The following is an 18,881-nucleotide window of genomic DNA, read 5'->3' on the forward strand; positions in this document are numbered from 1 at the left end:
AAACAAAAATAAAGTATTAATTCACTTTTTTAACATATTTATTCACGAGTGATTTTTGTGTTCTTATCCTTTGAGAATGAAAAAAGCCCGCTTGCTTTCACAAACGGGCTTTCGTTAATTCAATCTAGATATGATTATTTTTTCTGGCTGTTCAGCGCACGAATGCGGCTTGATAGAGAGTAAAGGCGGATAAAGCCTTCAGCGTGGCTTTGGTCATACACTTCATCTTCACCAAAGGTTGCAAACTCTTCACAGTACAAGCTGTTATCTGAGCGCTTCTGCGTGACGATTGCATGGCCTTTGTATAGCTTAACAACCACTTCACCATTAACATCTTGAGCCAGCTCTTCTGACGCTGCTAGGATAGATTTACATAGCGGAGTGAACCAACGACCATCGTAAACGAGGTGAGAGGCTTTCACACCTAGCTCTTCACGGAATTCAAACGCTGTTTTATCCAGAACGAGCTGCTCTACTGCACGCAGTGCTTCCATCATGATGGTGCCCCCTGGAGTTTCGTAACAGCCACGAGATTTCATACCCACTAGACGGTTCTCAACGATATCAATACGACCAACACCGTGTTTCACACCTTTCTCATTCAGGTACACAAGCGCGTTGTATGGCGTCATTGTCTCACCATCGACCGCAACCACTGCGCCTTTTTCAACTTTCAGCGTTACGTATTCCGCTTCGTTTGGTGCTTGCTCAGGGTCAACCGTCCACGCCCAACAATCATCGTTTGGCGCATTCCAAGTATCTTCAAGAACACCACCTTCAGTAGAAATATGCCACGCGTTCGCATCACGCGAGTAAATCTTAGTTAAAGATGCAGTACATGGAATGTTACGCTCTGCGAGGTAATCTAGACACTCTTCACGGCTCACTAGATCCCATTCACGCCATGGGGCAATTACGTGCAGGTCAGGAGCTAGTGCTGCAAACGCACCTTCGAAACGTACTTGGTCATTACCTTTACCAGTACAGCCATGGCATAAAGCGTCTGCGCCCACTTTACGTGCCACTTCTACTTGAGCCTTCGCAATGATTGGACGCGCCATTGAAGTACCTAGCAGGTATTTACCTTCGTAGTAAGCACCTGTTTTTAGCGTTGGGTAGATGTAATCAGCAACCATCTCTTCTTTCAGGTCAGCGATGTAGCACTCAGAAGCACCTGACGCTTTGGCTTTTTCTTCGATGCCTGCTAGCTCTTCTTCGCCTTGGCCAACATCAGCCACAAACGCAACTACTTCACAATCATAGTTCTCTTTTAGCCATGGAATGATCACTGATGTATCCAGACCGCCAGAGTATGCGACAACTACTTTATTTACTTGAACTTTGCTCATTTTACTTCTCCAAATTCCCGGCGCTGCGCTTGGCGGTCAGTGCTACGGGTTACTTCCTGTTAATTCTATTATGTTCAACGCCTTAGCGATGAGTTTCAATTCTTTCGTATTTGCTTACTGAGGTAGAAACTGGGTACCAATGCTTTGACCAGCAAATAGGTCAGTGAGCTTTTCTGGGTAGCGCCAAGTTGCAACTTCAATTGGTCGACCAAGGTCGTTAGCGGCTTCGAGTGCAGCTTGAACCTTAACGATCATGCCGTCAGTGATAACGTGGCCATCAATCAAGCTTTGGGCTTGTTTCTCATCGAGGCTTTTAATCAGATGACCTTTGCCATCCAATACACCGCTCACATCTGAAAGCAGGACTAATTCCGCATCAAGGCTACCCGCTACTGCTACCGCAGCTTGATCAGCATTAACGTTCATCATCTGGCCTTGCTCAGTCAAACCAATCGAACTAATGATTGGCAATGCACCTGCAGCTAATACTGCTTGAAGTATCGATGAATCACCGGGGGTCGCTTTGCCAACCGCACCTAGCTCTGGATCAAGCTCTTTGATATGACATAGGCCACCATCCGCAAGGCTTAAACCAACAGCATTAAGGCCATCTTTAATCGCTTGCCCTTGCAGCATTTTATTTGCCGTACCAGCCAATGCACCTGCAATCACAGGGATCTGCTCGTAAGGGGTCACTCGTAAACCATTTTTCTTAACGGTTTCCAGTTGTAGCTTCGCCATAAGATCGTCCACTAGATAACCTCCACCATGGACGATCACAATTCGTCGCTGAGCTTGTTGTTGGTAGTTGGCAATCGCCACAAATACCTGGCTTAACGTCTCAGTACACGACAGTGCAGCACCGCCTAATTTGATCACTAATGGAGTTTGTTTGTTATCTGTCATCACTTATTCCTTCCCTGCCCAATTAAACAAGAGCAGTCAGCTCTGGAAATCCGTAGTGGATGTTTACACACTGCATCGCTTGACTTGATGCACCTTTAAGTAAGTTATCAATCGCTGAAACAACAATGATATGCTCACCCTGAACCTTCCAACCGATATCGCAGAAAGGCGTATTCTCTACATTCTTGAGTGTTGGCAATGTGGACTCTGTCAGTCTCACTGCCGGTTTTTTTTGGTAAGCCGACGTAAATGCATCAGCGATCTGAGCTTCCGTTACGCCTGCTTTGAGTTTCATTGTGATGGTGGCCAAAATGCCACGCTTAAAGTTGCCAAGGTGGGGAGTAAAAATCACATCCGTACCAAGGTGAGAAGCAATCTCTGGCTGATGGCGGTGATTAAACACACCATAAGCTTGCAGACTCACTTCACAGAAACTGTTGGTCATTGAGGCCTTTCTACCTGCACCTGACACACCGCTCGTCGCATTAATCACTGGCCATTGGTTGGTATCGACCAAAGCTTCATCCAGTAACGGTTTGATCGCTAACTGAGAAGCGGTCGGGTAACAACCAGGAACCGCAATCAACTGGCTCTGCTTAATCCCTTCCGCATTCCACTCAGCAAGCCCGTATACCGAGTTGTCTAGCCACGCTTCATGCTGATGCGCAAAACCATAGAACTCATCGTAAAAGCCTTCCTTCTTCACGCGGAACGCACCGGATAAGTCGAACACTTGGCAACCCTCAGCTAAAAAGATTGGCGCTAAATCATGACTGACTTCATGAGCAGTGGCTAAAAACACCACATCACTCTGCTTGGCGACTTCAGCCGGATCTTTTAACGGCTCTACTGAATGACTAATAATGCCCGCTAGCTTGCCGTGCAGCTCAGCGATGCTCTTACCAGCATCTAGACTATTGGCGGAAACATATAAACCTGTTAGCGTAAGCTCTGGGTGTTTGTGCACCATTAACGCTAACTCTGCTCCGGTATAACCGCTTGCGCCTATAATTGTGGTTTTTAGCATCTCAGACATCCATTTCGACTTAAAACCGCCACTCAATAGTGACTATTAATTTAATTTATTTTGCTTTTATTGGTTTTTTATTCAATAAAAGTGATTTAATATGTGTTTTACCTTCTTAACCCAAATCTGTCAACAGGGAAAGTAAACTAATTATGCAATTACCAAGTTTTCTAGAGGTCTATAGTGGCCTAATCTCCACCTCTTCAATTAGCTCGACAGATCCAAGTTGGGATGAAGGTAATGCCAAAGTCATTGAAAAGCTGGCAACTTGGCTTAAAGACATCGGTTTTGAAGTCAACCTTGAGGAAGTCGAAGCAGGAAAATTCAACTTAATTGCGAAGAAAGGAACGGGTGAAGGCGGCCTACTGCTTGCAGGGCACAGTGATACGGTGCCATTTGATGAAGGTCGTTGGAATTACGAACCTCATGCTTTGACAGAAGCCAATAATCGTTTTTATGGTTTAGGCACGGCCGATATGAAGGGCTTTTTTGCTTTTATCATTGAAGCGGTAAAGAAGGTCGATTGGAGCAAGCAGACCAAGCCGCTCTATATACTTGCAACCTGTGACGAAGAGACCACTATGCTTGGCGCTCGCCATTTCACAGAAAATGCCCCTTTCAAACCTGACTACTGCATTATTGGTGAACCAACCAGTCTGGTTCCGGTGCGTGGCCATAAAGGTCACGTAGCTAATGCGGTACGGGTTACAGGTAAATCAGGCCACTCTTCTGACCCAGCTTTAGGCGTTAACGCGATTGAGATCATGCATGAAGTTCTATTTGCTCTGATGCAGCTACGTGACAAGCTGATCAAAGAGTACCACCACCCTGGGTTTGCGATTCCTAGCCCTACTCTTAACCTTGGGCATATTCATGGCGGCGACAGTGCCAACCGAATTTGTGGCTGTTGTGAGCTGCACTATGATGTGCGACCGCTGCCGGGCATCAGTTTAGACGGCCTCGATAACATGCTGCGTGGTGCGCTGAAAGAAGTCGAAGCAAAATGGCCGGGGCGTATTGCGATTACCCCACTGCACGAACCGATTCCAGGTTACGAATGTCAACACGACCACCCATTCATTGGTGGTGTAGAAGAAATCTGTGGTGTGGACTCAGAAACCGTCAACTACTGTACTGAAGCGCCGTTCTTGCAACAGCTATGTCCAACATTGGTACTCGGCCCAGGTTCAATTGACCAAGCCCACCAGCCCGATGAGTTCTTGGCATTTGACTTTATCGATCCAACTATCGATGTTCTTTCAAAAGCGATGCATAAGTATTGCTTCTAGTGTCTGACTTTTTAAGAAAAGGGTTGGTGGCTTACACCAACCCTTTTTTGTTTGTCATCCTCAAGAGTGAGGAACGAACGAGTTGGGGATCTCTTGGAGAGAACCGAAGACTTTATGAGATTCCTTACTCGGTCATTCTTCTCTCTAAGGAATGACAGAATACAGATACGTCCAATTCTGTAATAAATTTTCAACATAATTAATCAATCGCATAGCTCGCATTGGGTTACATTCACTTGCACAATATTTGCAAACTTAGCCTACAGTAATTGACTCCGAGCGACATTTTTCGCTAGATTGTTTACCTTACAAGGAACATTGAATGTAATTTTTTTACAAGGCAGGATGACAATGAACGAGAAATACTCTGCTCTCAGAAGCAATGTGAGCATGCTAGGACACTTGCTCGGCAACACCATCAAGGACGCACATGGTGACGTACTTCTAGAGAAAGTAGAAACCATTCGTAAACTTTCAAAGTCCGCCCTCGCAGGCAATCAACAAGATCGCGACAGCTTGATCGAAGAGATTAAAAGCCTGCCAAATGAACAACTCACTCCCGTTGCTCACGCATTCAACCAATTTCTAAACCTAACCAACATGGCCGAGCAGTACCATACTATCTCTCGCCACTGTGACGCTCACGTTTGCGAGCCAGATGCGATCAACTCGCTATTCTCTAAACTGGCACAAAATGACATCAGTAAGCTAGATACCGCGCAAGCCGTTCGTGATCTCAACATTGAGCTGGTATTGACCGCTCACCCAACTGAAATCACTCGCCGCACCATGATCAACAAGTTGGTCAAAATCAATGAGTGTCTCTCTAAGCTTGAGCTTGGCGAGCTGTCGGTTAAAGAGCGTGCGAAAACAGAACGCCGCCTAGAACAACTTATCGCCCAGAGCTGGCACTCTGATACCATTCGTCAACAGCGCCCAACGCCACTTGATGAAGCAAAATGGGGCTTTGCCGTTGTTGAAAACTCGCTTTGGGAAGCGGTACCAGACTTTTTACGCGAGCTCGATCAGCGCCTAGAAGGTTACCTTGGTGAAGGCCTACCAATCGATGCACGCCCTGTGCACTTCTCTTCTTGGATGGGTGGCGACCGCGATGGTAACCCATTTGTGACTCATACTATTACGCGTGAAGTATTACTGCTCTCTCGCTGGAAAGCGGCAGACCTTTACCTTGGTGACATTAACGAGCTAATCAGTGAACTGTCGATGACGCAGTGTAACGACGCAGTTCGCGCATTGGCCGGTGATGATGAACACGAACCATACCGTGCAGTGCTTAAAGAGCTTCGCGCACTACTTAACGAAACCAAAGAAATTCTGGATGCTAAGATTCACGGTCAAAAGCTGGCAGTGAAAGCGCCACTACAACGCATTGAACAACTGTGGGAACCGCTATACGCGTGTTACCAGTCACTGCATGAGTGTGGCATGGGCATCATCGCTGATGGTTCACTGCTTGATACGCTGCGCCGCATTAAAGCCTTTGGTGTTCACCTAGTTCGTCTCGACGTTCGTCAAGAAAGTACACGCCATTCAGATGTCCTGTCAGAGCTAACTCGCTACCTAGGCATTGGAGATTACGATCAGTGGAGCGAGCAAGATAAAGTAGCCTTCCTGACTAATGAACTTGCTTCTAAGCGTCCACTTCTTCCACGTGACTGGGAACCTTCAGAAGCCGTTAAAGAAGTGCTTGATACCTGTAAGATAGTTGCAGCGCAGCCACGTGAAGCGTTTGGTGCTTACGTTATCTCAATGGCGCGTACTGCGTCTGATGTATTAGCGGTTCACCTACTGCTACAAGAATCAGGCTGCCCTTACCGCATGGACGTGTGCCCGCTGTTCGAAACGCTAGACGACTTGAACAACGCAGAAGCCGTAATTAAACAGCTGATGGGTATCGACTTATACCGCGGCTTCATCCAGAACCATCAGATGGTCATGATCGGCTACTCTGACTCAGCAAAAGATGCGGGCGTAATGTCGGCAGGTTGGGCGCAATACCATGCGATGGATTCACTGGTTAAAGTGGCCGAAGAAGAAGGCGTAGAACTGACGCTATTCCACGGCCGCGGCGGTACAATTGGTCGTGGTGGTGCGCCAGCACATGCAGCACTGCTTTCTCAGCCACCGAAGAGCCTCAAAGGCGGTCTACGTGTGACAGAGCAAGGCGAGATGATCCGCTTTAAGCTTGGCCTACCAGACGTTGCCGTAAACAGCTTCAACTTGTACGCAAGTGCGATTCTAGAAGCAAACCTGCTGCCACCACCAGAGCCTAAGCAAGAGTGGCGCGATCTGATGGACGTTCTATCAGAAGTGAGCTGTGAAGCTTACCGCAGCGTCGTTCGTGGCGAGCCGGATTTTGTTCCTTACTTCCGTCAAACTACACCTGAACTTGAGCTTGGCAAACTGCCACTGGGTTCTCGTCCAGCGAAACGTAATCCAAATGGCGGCGTTGAAAGCTTACGTGCGATTCCATGGATTTTCTCATGGAGCCAAAACCGTTTAGTACTCCCTGCATGGCTTGGGGCTGGTGAAGCGATTCAATACTCCATTGATAAAGGTCATCAAGCCCTGTTAGAAGAGATGTGTCGTGAGTGGCCGTTCTTCTCGACTCGCTTGGGCATGCTAGAAATGGTTTACACCAAGTGTAACCTAGAGATTTCTCGCTACTACGATGAACGTCTTGTAGAAACTCCGCTATTACCACTGGGTGATCGCTTACGTGACCAACTGCAGAAAGACATCAAAGCAGTACTTAACGTAGAAAACAACGAGAACTTGATGCAGAGTGACCCTTGGGGCTTAGAGTCCATTCGCCTACGCAACATCTACGTTGAGCCATTGAACATGCTTCAGGCTGAACTGTTGTACCGCACTCGTCAGAACGAAGAGTCAGCACCAGAGCTTGAAGAAGCATTAATGGTGACTATCGCAGGTATCGCTGCTGGTATGCGTAACACAGGTTAATTTACAGATAATACCCCTTGAGGCTGACGTCTTTACGTCAGCCTTTTTTAATACCATTCACAAAAAGATAAAATATTCATACAAAAACTAAGACAATTTACCGCCACTCACAGGATTATTATCCACCCAAATCTTGTTATTGAGATTTTTGTCAGTTTTTTGGGTTATTTTGTCCTTCTATTCCACTTTATGCTTATTATTTAGATATAATACTCAGCCGCTGTAACATAATATAAAATCTACACGCTACAGCTCTTCGATAATTCATTTATCGATCCTAGGTGATAAACGGCTTTTCAAGGTGACATGACCAACGCAGTAAGTTGGTGCTGCTTTCTGATACTGATGATGAGTGCCTCAAGAAGCACGACAGAGATTAAGCAGTTGTATTTAGAGTTTATTGACCATTTGGATTGAAGACATGTCATTACCACACGTAATCTTAACCGTTCTAAGCACACGCGACGCAACTGGATACGACATCACTAAAGAGTTTTCTGCAACTATCGGCTACTTTTGGAAAGCGAGCCACCAGCAAGTTTACCGCGAGCTAAACAAAATGGCGCAGAACAACTTAGTGACTTGTGTACTTGAGCCCCAAGAAGGCAAACCAGACCGCAAAGTTTACTCAATCACAGATTCAGGCCGTATTGCCCTAGGCGAATGGTTCGACCAACCAACTGCACACCCAACGGTACGTGATGAGTTCTCAGCTAAGCTAATGGCTTGTGCTGTTCAACCGTCAACGCCTTACCGTCAGCAGCTTGCTGAATTGGTTGAAGAGTCTCGTAAGCTAGTTGCTCATTACCAAGAAATTGAAAATGCCTACTACCCAGTATCAGCAAATCTAGACAAACAGCAACGTCTTGAGCGCTTAACACTGCGTAGAAACCTACTACTTCGCCAAGCTTGGATTGAGTGGGCAGAAGAAGTTCTCACTGAGCTAAATGAGCTCGGTTAAGCGAGAAGCGGAATAATTAAAAGGCTTGGTGCATGCACCAAGCCTTTTTTCTTCACGGTCATCCTCAAGAACGAGGTACGAGTGAGTTAGGGATCTCTGACAACGAGTGGAAACTAATAAAGATTCCCTACTCGCTCCTTCGTCACTCTATGGAATGACAAATTTTCCTGCCGAAACACATTCTTCTTAAATGCCGTCCCCACCAATAAAACTCTGCGAGCGACCGTTAAACTGTTGATCCATGTCCAGCGAAGGTTTATCCGTCTTAGGTCGACCAACAATCTTAGCAGGCACGCCAGCAACGGTTGTGTGCGCCGGAACAGGCTGAAGCACGACTGAACACGAGCCAATCTTAGCCCCTTCGCCCACTTCAATATTGCCAAGAATTTTTGCCCCAGCACCGATCATCACACCTTCACGGATTTTCGGGTGACGATCTCCGCACTCCTTGCCGGTACCGCCTAAGGTTACGTCCTGCAGGATAGAAACATCGTTCTCAACCACTGCCGTTTCACCAATCACAATACCTGTCGCATGGTCGAGCATGATGGCGCGACCAATTTTGGCCGCTGGGTGAATGTCTACCTGACACGCGACTGAAATCTGATTTTGTAGATAAGTCGCCAGAGCAATGCGGCCTTGCTTCCACAGCCAGTTCGCCACGCGGTAGCCTTGCAGGGCATGGTAACCTTTTAGGTATAACAAAGGCATTGAATACATTGCGACCGCTGGATCTCGATTGACCGTAGCGCAGATATCACAAGCCGCCGCTTCTGTAATGCTTGGATCCGCATTAAATGCCTCTTCGACAACCTCTCGTACTGCCATCGCTGGCATTGACGCGGTATTAAGCTTGTTGGCAAGAATATAACTCAATGCAGAAGCCAAACTATCATGCTTAATAATGGTCGCATGGTAGAAGCTCGCTAGCATCGGTTCTTGTTCAGATAAGTCTCTCGCCTCTTGAACAATGGCTTGCCAGACTTTCTGTTTTTCGCAATGTTTCATGGGTTTTCCTAGTATCCTATCCCTGTTTCTAGATACACAGTTCATTCAATCCTACGGGAAAATTATGCTTCTGCTTTCTTATCTCGAGCAAGCAGATCTTTTGCCGCTAAGTGTGCATCTTTCCCTTGATACAATACTTGATAAATTTGGTCAACAATTGGCATCTCTACACCCATGCGCTCTGCCAGTAAAAAGACCTCTTTGGTGTTGCGGTAGCCTTCAACAACCTGACCAATTTCGTCTTGCGCGGTATCGACATCTTTGCCTTGACCCAGAGCCAAACCAAAACGGCGGTTACGTGATTGGTTATCGGTACACGTTAGAACAAGATCGCCTAAACCTGCCATGCCCATAAAGGTTTCTGGTTGAGCACCAAGCGCAGCGCCTAAGCGCGTCATTTCCGCTAAGCCACGGGTAATTAATGCAGTACGAGCATTGGCACCAAAACCAATACCATCAGACATGCCTGCGCCAATCGCAATCACGTTCTTCACCGCACCGCCAAGCTGCATACCAATGAAGTCACTGTTTGCGTAAACACGGAATGTTTTGCTGCAATGAATCTTCTCCTGCAGGTCAGCAACAAAGTCAGCGTCTGGCGAAGCCACAGAGATAGCTGTTGGCATACCCATCGCAAGCTCTTTGGCGAACGTAGGGCCAGACAAAACCGCCAAAGAATACCCTTCGCCGATAGTATCGAACGCCACTTCTTTAAGAAGACGACCAGTTTCAGGCTCAAGCCCTTTGGTTGCCCAACAAATGCGTGAATCTTCACGCAGGTGCGGTTTAACGCTCTCAAGCACAATACCAAAAACGTGGCTAGGCACGACAACCAATAGGTCACGGCTCGCTTGAACGGCTTTTTCCAGATCAGATTCAACGATTAGAGATTCAGGAAAGTCGATATTCGGTAAGAAGGCATGATTAGCACGATCCGCTTCTAGCTGAGCCATGTGCTCAGGATCGTGACCCCAGATTACTACATTCGCACCATTACGTGCCAAAGAGATAGCAAGAGAAGTACCGTATGAACCAGCACCCAGTACTGTCATTGAAATCTCTTTTCCATAGGCATTGTTGGTCTTATCTGTCATTGTTCCGCCTGATTATCATTAGGTAACTAGAATCTTATGGTTCGACTCTCTGTGCTGAGAAAGGTGAATCATAAAGTCCTAGCTATAGAGTTAAAACAAAAAATGCACATCGCGCCGCATTGGGACACTCTGTGCATTTTATACCGTTCCTCTGTGTGTCAGAGGAAATTAATTACGCTTCAGCTTGGCCTTCTTCCTGCGCTTGCTGCTGTAGGTAGTTCATAAACAGAGCATCAAAGTTAACTGGTGCTAGGTTTAGTTGTGGGAACGTACCTTTAACCACTAGACTTGAGATAGTCTCACGAGCGTATGGGAATAGGATGTTCGGGCAGAATGCACCTAGACAATGTGCTAGTTGACCTGCTTCCATCTTATCTGCTGTGAAAATACCACCTTGCTGAACTTCACATAGGAATGCTGTTTCTTCTGCATTCTTAACAGTCACAGTCAGGCGAAGAACCACTTCGTATACACCTTCGCCTAGTTCACGGCTTTGCGTATCTAGATCCAGTTTAACATCTGGGTTCCATTCTTTTTGGAACATGTCTGGAGAGTTAGGCGCTTCAAAAGAGACGTCTTTTAGGAAGATACGTTGAATTGCGAAGTTTTGTGCTTCTTGTTGTGGTGCTGCTTCAGCCATTTTAAAAATCCTTTAATCCTGCGATGAATAGTCTGACTTGAGACTAACCGAGAGACGTTGCCATGACTAGGCTTGAGGTGAAATTCGTGGAACTTCTCACATCTCTCTAAAACAAACGCCGATTTTTCAATCAGCGTTTTGGGTATTCAGTGTCGGAGTTACTTTTTGCCTTTAACTAAAGGCATGTTTGCTTCGCTCCAAGCAATCAAACCGCTTTTCAGCAAGCTCACGTTTTCAAAGCCTGCTTTTGCAAGAAGGTTCGCACTCTCTTGAGCCGTTTGACCAGTCTTACATACCACAATGATTGGGTCTGATTTATGGTTTTCAAGGCTACCGAAGTTACCCGCTTTAATATCTGACGGCAAAATGTGAACTGCATCGGTAATGTGACCTTTGCGGAACTCATCTTTACTACGGATATCAACCACAACACCGTTTTCACGGTTCATAAGTTGTGTTGTTTGCGCCGCGGTGATCTCTTTATAAGCCGCTGTAGAAGACTTAACGATGTTCATGATTAAGGCGATAACAAGACCGGCCCAAACCACAGATAGAATCATGTTCTCTTGAAAAAATGCGATGTACTCTTGCATGTCCTGTGCTCTTTGATGATAGAACCGCAGCTTCCAATAAAAGGTTGAATGCCCAAAATAGTTGGAGCTACAGCTAGGCGACAAGTCAATTCGCCCCTACTAGCATAGACCTTCTATGTGATTAGGGCGGCCCGGCGATCCGGTGAATTGACGCCGTCAACAACGCTGTCGCTTCAAATATGAAGGGAATTGCGGCTCTAGGCTAAAAATTCAGTCTCGAAGTATAGCGAGGATAAGATGCCTAAGCGAGTCAATTACACACAGAATAGGAATCTATTACACATTTCTCTAGGCTCTTGGAAACGGAAACGCCGTGACTTGATCGATATGATCACAACCGATCGCCAACATAATTAAGCGATCAATGCCCAATGCGACCCCTGCACATTCTGGTAGTCCTGATTCTAACGCGGCAATAAGGTGATGATCGATCGGTTGAGGAGATAATCCCATCTCGATACGTTTCGCATTGTCTGATTCAAAACGTTTCAATTGCTCTTGTGGGTTATCAAGCTCGTGGAAACCGTTCGCCAACTCAATCCCTTTAAAGTACACCTCGAAACGATCCGCGACTCGCGGGTCAGCTTGGTTCATCTTCGCTAGCGCAGCTTGAGAAGCAGGAAAGTCATACACAAACGCTGGGCTTTGCTGACCTATTTTGCCTTCTATGCCTATGCTAAAGAGCAACTGCAATAAGGTATCGCGATCTTCTTCAGGCTCAGCGATATCACTTAACCCAAGCGTACCCGCTACCACTTTCAACTCGTCCATCGAACCTTCAAGCGGACACACTCCAAGCACATTAATAAACGCTTGCTGATACGTCATACGCTCAGCCTCGTTACATTCAAGTACGAGTTGCAAAAGTTGGTTCATTTCATCCATCAACGCGTGGTGGTCGAATCCAACTCGATACCATTCAAGCATGGTGAACTCTGGGTTGTGATAGCGGCCATTCTCTTCATTACGAAACGCTTTGTTAATCTGATAAATACAACCGCTGCCAGCGGCAAGTAGGCGCTTCATGTGAAACTCAGGGCTAGTCATAAAGTACAGCTTACTGCCATCCGCATACCCTGGGCCGACAAACTCAGTTTGAAAGGTATGTAGGTGAATGTCTGTCACTGTGGCATGGCTCATGGCTGGTGTGTCGACTTCCAACACATCACGCTGTGCAAAGAACTGGCGGATTGTCGCCATAATATCGGCACGTTGACGAAGCTGTTCAACCGATGCGGTTGGCTTCCAATGACTCGTCATATTTGAAAATCTCATCTCTTAAACTGGCGGGAAAAATATCAAGTTTGCGGGCATTTGCCTAGCGGAATTCTCCCTCTGACTAAAGCCCGTAATGCCGTCCTTATTGAAGCAAGCATTCTACGTTACACAGTACAAAAAACATCCTTTACTCAGTTTAATATCAATGCGGCTAATAGGCCTTAACAGCGACTTAACAATCCAAGCTGAGCACTTTGGAACGAATCATTCCTTGCCGTGATTGCAGTCACATAACCTATAAATTTTATGCTCTTTGATGCATTACCGGAGCAAAAACCTAAATAAATCAATTTTTCGAAAAATTAGCTCTTCTACACTAACCCTACCACTTTTGGGGTGTTCCCCATTTTTATTATAACAAGCGGACAATTCCGCAATTTCACACTGGAGGATAACTGTGCAAATTATCACCACAGATATCGCAGTGATCGGCGCAGGCGGCGCTGGTCTTCGCACTGCTATTGCAGCAGCTGAAGCAAACCCTGACTTAGAAGTTGCTCTAATTTCTAAAGTTTATCCAATGCGTTCTCATACAGTTGCAGCGGAAGGCGGTTCAGCAGCAGTTATCAAGGATGAAGATAGCCTAGACAACCATTTCAACGATACCGTTGGCGGTGGTGACTGGCTTTGTGAACAGGATGTGGTTGAGTACTTCGTAGAGAATGCTACTCGTGAAATGATTCAGATGGAACAGTGGGGCTGTCCATGGAGCCGTAAAGAAAACGGTGAAGTGAACGTGCGCCGTTTCGGTGGTATGAAAGTCGAGCGTACTTGGTTCGCTGCCGATAAAACTGGCTTCCACATGCTTCACACCCTATTCCAGACGTCAATGAAGTACGACAACATCAAACGTTTTGATGAGTACTTTGTAGTGGATCTGCTTGTTGATGAAGGTGAGGTCCAAGGCCTGATCGCGATCCACATGTCAGAAGGTGAATTAGTTACCATCAAAGCAAAATCAGTTGTATTGGCAACGGGTGGTGCAGGTCGTGTTTACCACTGCAACACTAACGGCGGTATCGTAACGGGTGACGGCATGGCGATGGCTTACCGTCATGGTGTGCCTCTACGCGATATGGAGTTCGTTCAATATCACCCAACGGGTCTTCCTGGTACCGGCATCTTGATGACTGAAGGTTGTCGTGGTGAAGGCGGTATCATCGTCAACAAGAACGGCTACCGTTACCTACAAGACTACGGCATGGGCCCTGAAACACCAGTGGGCGAGCCGAAAAACAAATACATGGAACTGGGTCCACGTGACAAAGTTTCCCAAGCTTTCTGGCACGAACAGCAGAAAGGCAACACCATTAAGCACCCTCTTGGTGACGTGGTGCATCTAGACCTTCGCCACCTAGGTGAAGAGTACCTGCAAGAGCGTCTACCGTTTATCTGTGAACTTGCAAAAGCGTACGTAAACGTTGACCCTGCAAAAGAGCCGATTCCAATTCGTCCAACGGTTCACTACACCATGGGTGGTATTGAAACTAACGGTGAATGTGAAACACGCATTAAAGGTCTATTCGCTGTCGGTGAGTGTGCTTCTGTTGGCCTTCACGGTGCTAACCGTCTCGGTTCTAACTCGCTGGCTGAGTTCGTAGTATTTGGCCGCGTAGCAGGTGAACAAGCCGTGAAACGCGTAGCAGAATTTAAAGGCTGGAACGAAGAGTCAATCGCGGCTCAAGTGAAAGCAGTTGAAGCACGCATCGCTGCACTGATGAACCAAGAAGGTGATGAAAACTGGGCTGATATCCGCACTGAAATGGGTCACACCATGGAAGCGGGTTGTGGTATCTACCGCCAAGAAGATCTGATGCAAGCAACGATCGATAAGATCACTGAACTAAAAGCACGTTACAAAAAGATCAGCATCAAAGACAAAGGTAAAGTCTTCAACACTGACCTTCTTTACGCTATCGAAGTGGGTTATGGCTTAGAAGTTGCTGAAGCGATGGTTCACTCTGCGATTCTACGTAAAGAGTCTCGTGGTGCGCACCAACGTCTTGATGACAACTGCACTGAGCGTGATGACGTGAACTTCCTGAAACACTCTCTGGCCTTCTTCAAAGAAGATTCAGCACCAAGTATCGACTACAGCAATGTGAAGATCACTAAGTCGCAACCTAAAGCGCGTCTATACGGTGAAGCGGCAGAGAAAGCAGCAGCCGAAGAAGCGGCGAAAGCGGCAGAGAAGAAAGCAGAGGAGCAAGCATAATGTCAGCGAATCGCATCCAAAAAATAGAAGTTCTACGTTATGACCCAGAGAAAGACGCAGAGCCACATTTTCAAGCCTTCGAAGTGCCGTTTGATGAAACCATGTCAACGCTTGACGCGCTTGGCTACATCAAAGATAACCTAGACAAAGACCTGTCTTACCGTTGGTCTTGTCGTATGGCGATCTGTGGTTCGTGCGGCATCATGGTTAACGGCGTACCAAAACTGGCGTGTAAGAGCTTCTTACGTGATTACCCAAATGGCGTGAAGATCGAGCCACTAGCAAACTTCCCAATTGAGAAAGACTTAATCGTTGATATGACGCCGTTTATCGAGCGCCTAGAAGCGATCAAGCCTTACATTATTGGTAACGACCGTAAACCTGAAGATGGTGCAAACCTGCAAACACCTGAGCAGATGGCGAAATACAAACAGTTCGCTGGCTGTATCAACTGTGGTTTGTGTTACGCGGCATGTCCACAGTTCGGCTTGAACCCTGAGTTTATCGGCCCTGCTGCTCTGACGCTTGCTCACCGCTACAACTTAGATAGCCGTGATAACGGTAAAGCTGAGCGTATGTCACTGATCAATGGTGAAAACGGCGCTTGGGGTTGTACGTTCGTTGGTTACTGTTCTGACGTTTGTCCGAAGAACGTAGACCCAGCAGCGGCAGTAAACCAAGGTAAAGTTGAGTCTTCAATGGACTTCGTTATCTCAATGTTCAAGCCTGATGGCACACCAACAAAAACTGCAGAGGAGGCGTAAGATGAGTAACCGTAAACCTTACGTTCGTGAAGTTAAACGTACTTGGTGGAAGAACCATCCGTTTTACCGCTTCTACATGCTGCGTGAAGCAACGGTACTGCCACTGATCCTATTCACTCTATTCCTAACGTTCGGTTTAGGTTCTTTAGTGAAAGGCCCAGAAGCTTGGCAAACTTGGTTAGGCTTTATGGCCAACCCAGTTGTGATTGCGATTAACATCGTTGCGCTACTTGGTAGCCTGCTGCATGCACAAACTTTCTTCAGCATGATGCCTCAAGTAATGCCAATTCGCCTTAAAGGTAAGCCAGTAGATAAGAAAATCATTGTTCTTACTCAGTGGGCTGCCGTGGCATTTATTTCACTGATTGTGCTTGTCGTTGTTTAAGGAGCTATGACTATGAAACCGAATTATTCTGTAGATAGAGCTCCGAAACGTTCTGATGAGCCAATCTGGTGGGGCCTATTTGGCGCTGGCGGTACTTGGTTTGCGATGATCACACCAATCACTATCTTAGTGCTTGGCGTGCTCGCGCCACTGGGCGTGATTAACGCAGAAGCGCTTAGCTACGAACGTGTGTCTGAGTTTGCCACCAGCATCATTGGTGCCTTGTTTATCATTGGTACGCTAGCATTGCCAATGTGGCATGCCATGCACCGTGTTCACCATGGTATGCATGACCTTAAGTTTCACACGGGTCTCGTAGGTAAAATAGCTTGTTATGCTTTTGCAGGTTTAATCTCTGCATTGGCTGTTGTTTTTATCTTCATGATTTAATCAACGATAGATAAAACAAAGCCCGCTCAGTTGATGAGCGGGCTTTTTCGTTTCTGTGCAAACCTACAGAATGAAGCGGCTTAGATCTTCATCTTCAATCGTATCGCCTAGTTTCGCTCTCACGTACTCGGCATCGATAGTCAACTTAGCGCCCGCTTTGTCTGTCGCTTCGAATGAGATCTCATCCATCAAACGCTCCATAACAGTATGCAGACGACGAGCACCGATGTTTTCAGTGGTTTCGTTGACTGTCCATGCTGCTTCTGCGATTTGAGTAATACCGTCTTCTGTGAACTCAACGTCGACGTCTTCTGTCTTCATCAAAGCAACGTACTGCTCAGTCAGAGACGCTTTTGGCTCAGTCAGAATACGTTTGAAATCATTGCTTGATAGCGCTTCTAGCTCAACACGAATTGGCAGACGGCCTTGCAGTTCAGGGATTAAATCCGATGGTTTCGCGACTTGGAATGCACCAGACGCAACAAACAAGATGTGGTCTGTTTTCACCATGCCGTGCTTAGTCGACACTGTGCTACCTTCAATCAAAGGTAGAAGATCGCGCTGAACACCTTCACGAGATACGTCAGGGCCAGAGCTTTCACCACGCTTACAAATCTTGTCGATCTCATCGATGAATACGATGCCGTTGTTTTCAACGTTAAAGATCGCCTGCTCTTTGAGCTCTTCTTGATTGACCAGCTTCGCCGCTTCTTCTTCAGTCAGTGCTTTAAACGCTTCTTTGATTTTCAGCTTGCGCTTCTTCTTGGTGTCACCAGCTAAGTTTTGGAACATGCCTTGTAGCTGGTTGGTCATCTCTTCCATCCCAGGAGGCGCCATGATTTCCACGCCCATTTGCGGCGCAGCAACATCAATTTCGATCTCTTTGTCGTCTAATTTGCCTTCACGTAATTTCTTACGGAAGATTTGGCGAGTATTCGATGCGCTTTCATCTTGCTGTTCGTTTTGCCCCCAAGCATCACGAGCAGGTGGAAGTAGCGCGTCTAAGATACGCTCTTCAGCTTGCTCTTCCGCGCGGAATTTCACTTTTTCCATCGCCTGCTGATGAGTCATTTTAATCGCAACGTCTGTCAGGTCACGGATGATGGTTTCCACTTCCTTACCTACGTAGCCCACTTCCGTAAACTTAGTCGCTTCTACCTTAATGAAAGGTGCATTCGCTAGTTTAGCTAGACGACGAGCAATCTCCGTTTTACCCACACCCGTAGGACCAATCATTAGGATGTTCTTTGGTGTCACTTCTACACGCAAGCTCTCTTCAAGCTGCATACGGCGCCAGCGGTTACGTAGCGCGATCGCTACCGAACGCTTTGCATTTTCTTGGCCAATGATGTGGCGGTTAAGCTCATGAACAATTTCGCGAGGTGTCATTTCAGACATAATCAATTTTCCTTAAATTCTCTTAGCACTATCTTTGCTTATTCAGCTTTATTACTCAGATTGAGTAGCTGGGATTTCTAGTTCTTCGATAGTGTGATGATGGTTAGTGAACACACAGATATCACCAGCAATTTTCAGTGATTTTTCTGCAACTTCACGTGCATCCAATTCGGTATTTTCAAGCAGTGCGGTTGCTGCCGCTTGAGCAAAGTTACCACCTGAACCAATCGCAATCAGATCGTTCTCTGGTTGAACAACATCACCGTTACCCGTGATGATCAGTGATGCCGTTTCATCAGCTACGGCTAATAGTGCTTCAAGCTTGCGTAGCGCTCGGTCACTACGCCAATCTTTCGCTAACTCTACTGCGGCCTTCGTTAGGTGGCCTTGGTGCATTTGCAGCTTGCTCTCAAACTTTTCAAATAGAGTGAAAGCATCAGCCGTACCACCAGCAAAGCCTGCTAGAACTTTGTTGTTGTAAAGGCGACGCACTTTGCGCGCATTGCCCTTCATTACTGTGTTACCCAGAGAGACTTGTCCATCACCAGCGATGACGACTTTGTTATTACGACGTACAGATACAATGGTAGTCACGAGTA

General features: G+C 46.6%; 17 protein-coding genes. 7 read left to right on the forward strand and 10 right to left on the reverse strand.

Annotated elements, in window-relative coordinates; all coding sequences use genetic code 11:
• Nucleotides 1-134: 134 nt before the first annotated feature.
• The 3 genes from EJ063_RS18620 to argC all read right to left on the reverse strand — a co-directional run bounded on the left by EJ063_RS18620 (nt 135) and on the right by argC (nt 3,282).
• Nucleotides 135-1,349, reverse strand: a complete 1,215-nt coding sequence (locus tag EJ063_RS18620; protein WP_126575805.1) for an argininosuccinate synthase — start codon at nt 1,347-1,349, stop codon at nt 135-137.
• 114 nt (nt 1,350-1,463) lie between these two features.
• Nucleotides 1,464-2,255 carry an acetylglutamate kinase gene (argB, locus tag EJ063_RS18625; RefSeq protein WP_126575806.1) on the reverse strand — a complete coding sequence of 264 codons (792 nt, stop codon included), beginning with the start codon at nt 2,253-2,255 and terminating at the stop codon, nt 1,464-1,466.
• A 22-nt stretch (nt 2,256-2,277) separates the two neighbouring features.
• Nucleotides 2,278-3,282 (reverse strand): N-acetyl-gamma-glutamyl-phosphate reductase, encoded by a 1,005-nt coding sequence (argC, locus tag EJ063_RS18630; RefSeq protein WP_126575807.1) that lies wholly within the window; start codon nt 3,280-3,282, stop codon nt 2,278-2,280.
• 152 nt (nt 3,283-3,434) lie between these two features.
• On the opposite strand from argC, the gene argE reads away from it, so the two are divergent.
• The 3 genes from argE to EJ063_RS18645 all read left to right on the forward strand — a co-directional run bounded on the left by argE (nt 3,435) and on the right by EJ063_RS18645 (nt 8,517).
• Nucleotides 3,435-4,571 (forward strand): acetylornithine deacetylase, encoded by a 1,137-nt coding sequence (argE, locus tag EJ063_RS18635; protein ID WP_126575808.1) that lies wholly within the window; start codon nt 3,435-3,437, stop codon nt 4,569-4,571.
• Nucleotides 4,572-4,922: 351 nt separating this feature from the next.
• Nucleotides 4,923-7,556, forward strand: a complete 2,634-nt coding sequence (gene ppc, locus EJ063_RS18640; RefSeq protein ID WP_126575809.1) for a phosphoenolpyruvate carboxylase — start codon at nt 4,923-4,925, stop codon at nt 7,554-7,556.
• 421 nt (nt 7,557-7,977) lie between these two features.
• Nucleotides 7,978-8,517 carry a PadR family transcriptional regulator gene (locus EJ063_RS18645; protein ID WP_126575810.1) on the forward strand — a complete coding sequence of 180 codons (540 nt, stop codon included), beginning with the start codon at nt 7,978-7,980 and terminating at the stop codon, nt 8,515-8,517.
• Between the two features lie 186 nt (nt 8,518-8,703).
• On the opposite strand, the gene cysE is transcribed toward EJ063_RS18645, so the two are convergent.
• From cysE to epmA, 5 genes are all read right to left on the reverse strand, one after another.
• Entirely contained in the window at nt 8,704-9,525 is an 822-nt protein-coding gene (gene cysE, locus EJ063_RS18650) for a serine O-acetyltransferase (RefSeq protein ID WP_126575811.1), read from the reverse strand.
• Between the two features lie 62 nt (nt 9,526-9,587).
• Nucleotides 9,588-10,619: an NAD(P)H-dependent glycerol-3-phosphate dehydrogenase gene (gpsA, locus tag EJ063_RS18655; protein WP_126575812.1), complete on the reverse strand. Its 1,032-nt coding sequence runs from the start codon at nt 10,617-10,619 to the stop codon at nt 9,588-9,590.
• Nucleotides 10,620-10,791: 172 nt separating this feature from the next.
• Nucleotides 10,792-11,259, reverse strand: coding sequence for a protein-export chaperone SecB (gene secB / locus EJ063_RS18660; protein ID WP_126575813.1), 468 nt, complete (start codon nt 11,257-11,259; stop codon nt 10,792-10,794).
• Nucleotides 11,260-11,417: 158 nt separating this feature from the next.
• Nucleotides 11,418-11,852 (reverse strand): rhodanese-like domain-containing protein, encoded by a 435-nt coding sequence (locus EJ063_RS18665; RefSeq protein WP_126575814.1) that lies wholly within the window; start codon nt 11,850-11,852, stop codon nt 11,418-11,420.
• A 288-nt stretch (nt 11,853-12,140) separates the two neighbouring features.
• Complete coding sequence (gene epmA / locus EJ063_RS18670) at nt 12,141-13,112, reverse strand: elongation factor P--(R)-beta-lysine ligase (RefSeq protein ID WP_126575815.1); 972 nt, start codon at nt 13,110-13,112, stop codon at nt 12,141-12,143.
• 415 nt (nt 13,113-13,527) lie between these two features.
• Between epmA and frdA the strand changes: the two genes are divergently transcribed.
• Genes frdA through frdD form a run of 4 tightly spaced genes read left to right on the forward strand, consistent with a single transcriptional unit; the run spans nt 13,528 to nt 16,884 of the window.
• A complete protein-coding gene (gene frdA / locus EJ063_RS18675; protein ID WP_126575816.1) occupies nt 13,528-15,345 on the forward strand; it encodes a fumarate reductase (quinol) flavoprotein subunit in 1,818 nt (605 codons plus the stop codon).
• Complete coding sequence (locus EJ063_RS18680) at nt 15,345-16,109, forward strand: succinate dehydrogenase/fumarate reductase iron-sulfur subunit (RefSeq protein WP_126575817.1); 765 nt, start codon at nt 15,345-15,347, stop codon at nt 16,107-16,109. The genes frdA and EJ063_RS18680 overlap by 1 nt, the downstream gene beginning before the upstream one ends.
• A 1-nt stretch (nt 16,110) precedes the next feature.
• Nucleotides 16,111-16,494 carry a fumarate reductase subunit FrdC gene (frdC, locus tag EJ063_RS18685; RefSeq protein ID WP_126575818.1) on the forward strand — a complete coding sequence of 128 codons (384 nt, stop codon included), beginning with the start codon at nt 16,111-16,113 and terminating at the stop codon, nt 16,492-16,494.
• Nucleotides 16,495-16,506: 12 nt separating this feature from the next.
• Nucleotides 16,507-16,884: a fumarate reductase subunit FrdD gene (frdD, locus tag EJ063_RS18690; protein ID WP_126575819.1), complete on the forward strand. Its 378-nt coding sequence runs from the start codon at nt 16,507-16,509 to the stop codon at nt 16,882-16,884.
• Between the two features lie 63 nt (nt 16,885-16,947).
• Here frdD and hslU read toward each other — a convergent pair whose 3' ends face one another.
• Both hslU and hslV read right to left on the reverse strand, forming a co-directional pair.
• Nucleotides 16,948-18,282: an ATP-dependent protease ATPase subunit HslU gene (hslU, locus tag EJ063_RS18695; protein ID WP_126575820.1), complete on the reverse strand. Its 1,335-nt coding sequence runs from the start codon at nt 18,280-18,282 to the stop codon at nt 16,948-16,950.
• A gap of 51 nt (nt 18,283-18,333) precedes the next feature.
• Entirely contained in the window at nt 18,334-18,876 is a 543-nt protein-coding gene (gene hslV / locus EJ063_RS18700; protein WP_126575821.1) for an ATP-dependent protease subunit HslV, read from the reverse strand.
• Between the last annotated feature and the right edge of the window lie 5 nt (nt 18,877-18,881).

It is taken from the genome of Vibrio aquaticus, assembly GCF_003970385.1.
GTDB lineage: Bacteria > Pseudomonadota > Gammaproteobacteria > Enterobacterales > Vibrionaceae > Vibrio > Vibrio aquaticus.

What these genes read in the sequence shown, in the direction of transcription:
- gpsA (WP_126575812.1), bottom strand. Translation starts at nt 10,619, where the DNA reads ATGACAGATAAGACCAACAATGCCTATGGAAAAGAGATTTCAATGACA.
- argC (WP_126575807.1), bottom strand. Translation starts at nt 3,282, where the DNA reads ATGCTAAAAACCACAATTATAGGCGCAAGCGGTTATACCGGAGCAGAG.
- frdD (WP_126575819.1), top strand. Translation starts at nt 16,507, where the DNA reads ATGAAACCGAATTATTCTGTAGATAGAGCTCCGAAACGTTCTGATGAG.
- EJ063_RS18645 (WP_126575810.1), top strand. Translation starts at nt 7,978, where the DNA reads ATGTCATTACCACACGTAATCTTAACCGTTCTAAGCACACGCGACGCA.
- cysE (WP_126575811.1), bottom strand. Translation starts at nt 9,525, where the DNA reads ATGAAACATTGCGAAAAACAGAAAGTCTGGCAAGCCATTGTTCAAGAG.
- EJ063_RS18620 (WP_126575805.1), bottom strand. Translation starts at nt 1,349, where the DNA reads ATGAGCAAAGTTCAAGTAAATAAAGTAGTTGTCGCATACTCTGGCGGT.
- frdC (WP_126575818.1), top strand. Translation starts at nt 16,111, where the DNA reads ATGAGTAACCGTAAACCTTACGTTCGTGAAGTTAAACGTACTTGGTGG.
- argE (WP_126575808.1), top strand. Translation starts at nt 3,435, where the DNA reads ATGCAATTACCAAGTTTTCTAGAGGTCTATAGTGGCCTAATCTCCACC.
- argB (WP_126575806.1), bottom strand. Translation starts at nt 2,255, where the DNA reads ATGACAGATAACAAACAAACTCCATTAGTGATCAAATTAGGCGGTGCT.
- ppc (WP_126575809.1), top strand. Translation starts at nt 4,923, where the DNA reads ATGAACGAGAAATACTCTGCTCTCAGAAGCAATGTGAGCATGCTAGGA.
- hslU (WP_126575820.1), bottom strand. Translation starts at nt 18,282, where the DNA reads ATGTCTGAAATGACACCTCGCGAAATTGTTCATGAGCTTAACCGCCAC.
- EJ063_RS18680 (WP_126575817.1), top strand. Translation starts at nt 15,345, where the DNA reads ATGTCAGCGAATCGCATCCAAAAAATAGAAGTTCTACGTTATGACCCA.
- EJ063_RS18665 (WP_126575814.1), bottom strand. Translation starts at nt 11,852, where the DNA reads ATGCAAGAGTACATCGCATTTTTTCAAGAGAACATGATTCTATCTGTG.
- epmA (WP_126575815.1), bottom strand. Translation starts at nt 13,112, where the DNA reads ATGACGAGTCATTGGAAGCCAACCGCATCGGTTGAACAGCTTCGTCAA.
- secB (WP_126575813.1), bottom strand. Translation starts at nt 11,259, where the DNA reads ATGGCTGAAGCAGCACCACAACAAGAAGCACAAAACTTCGCAATTCAA.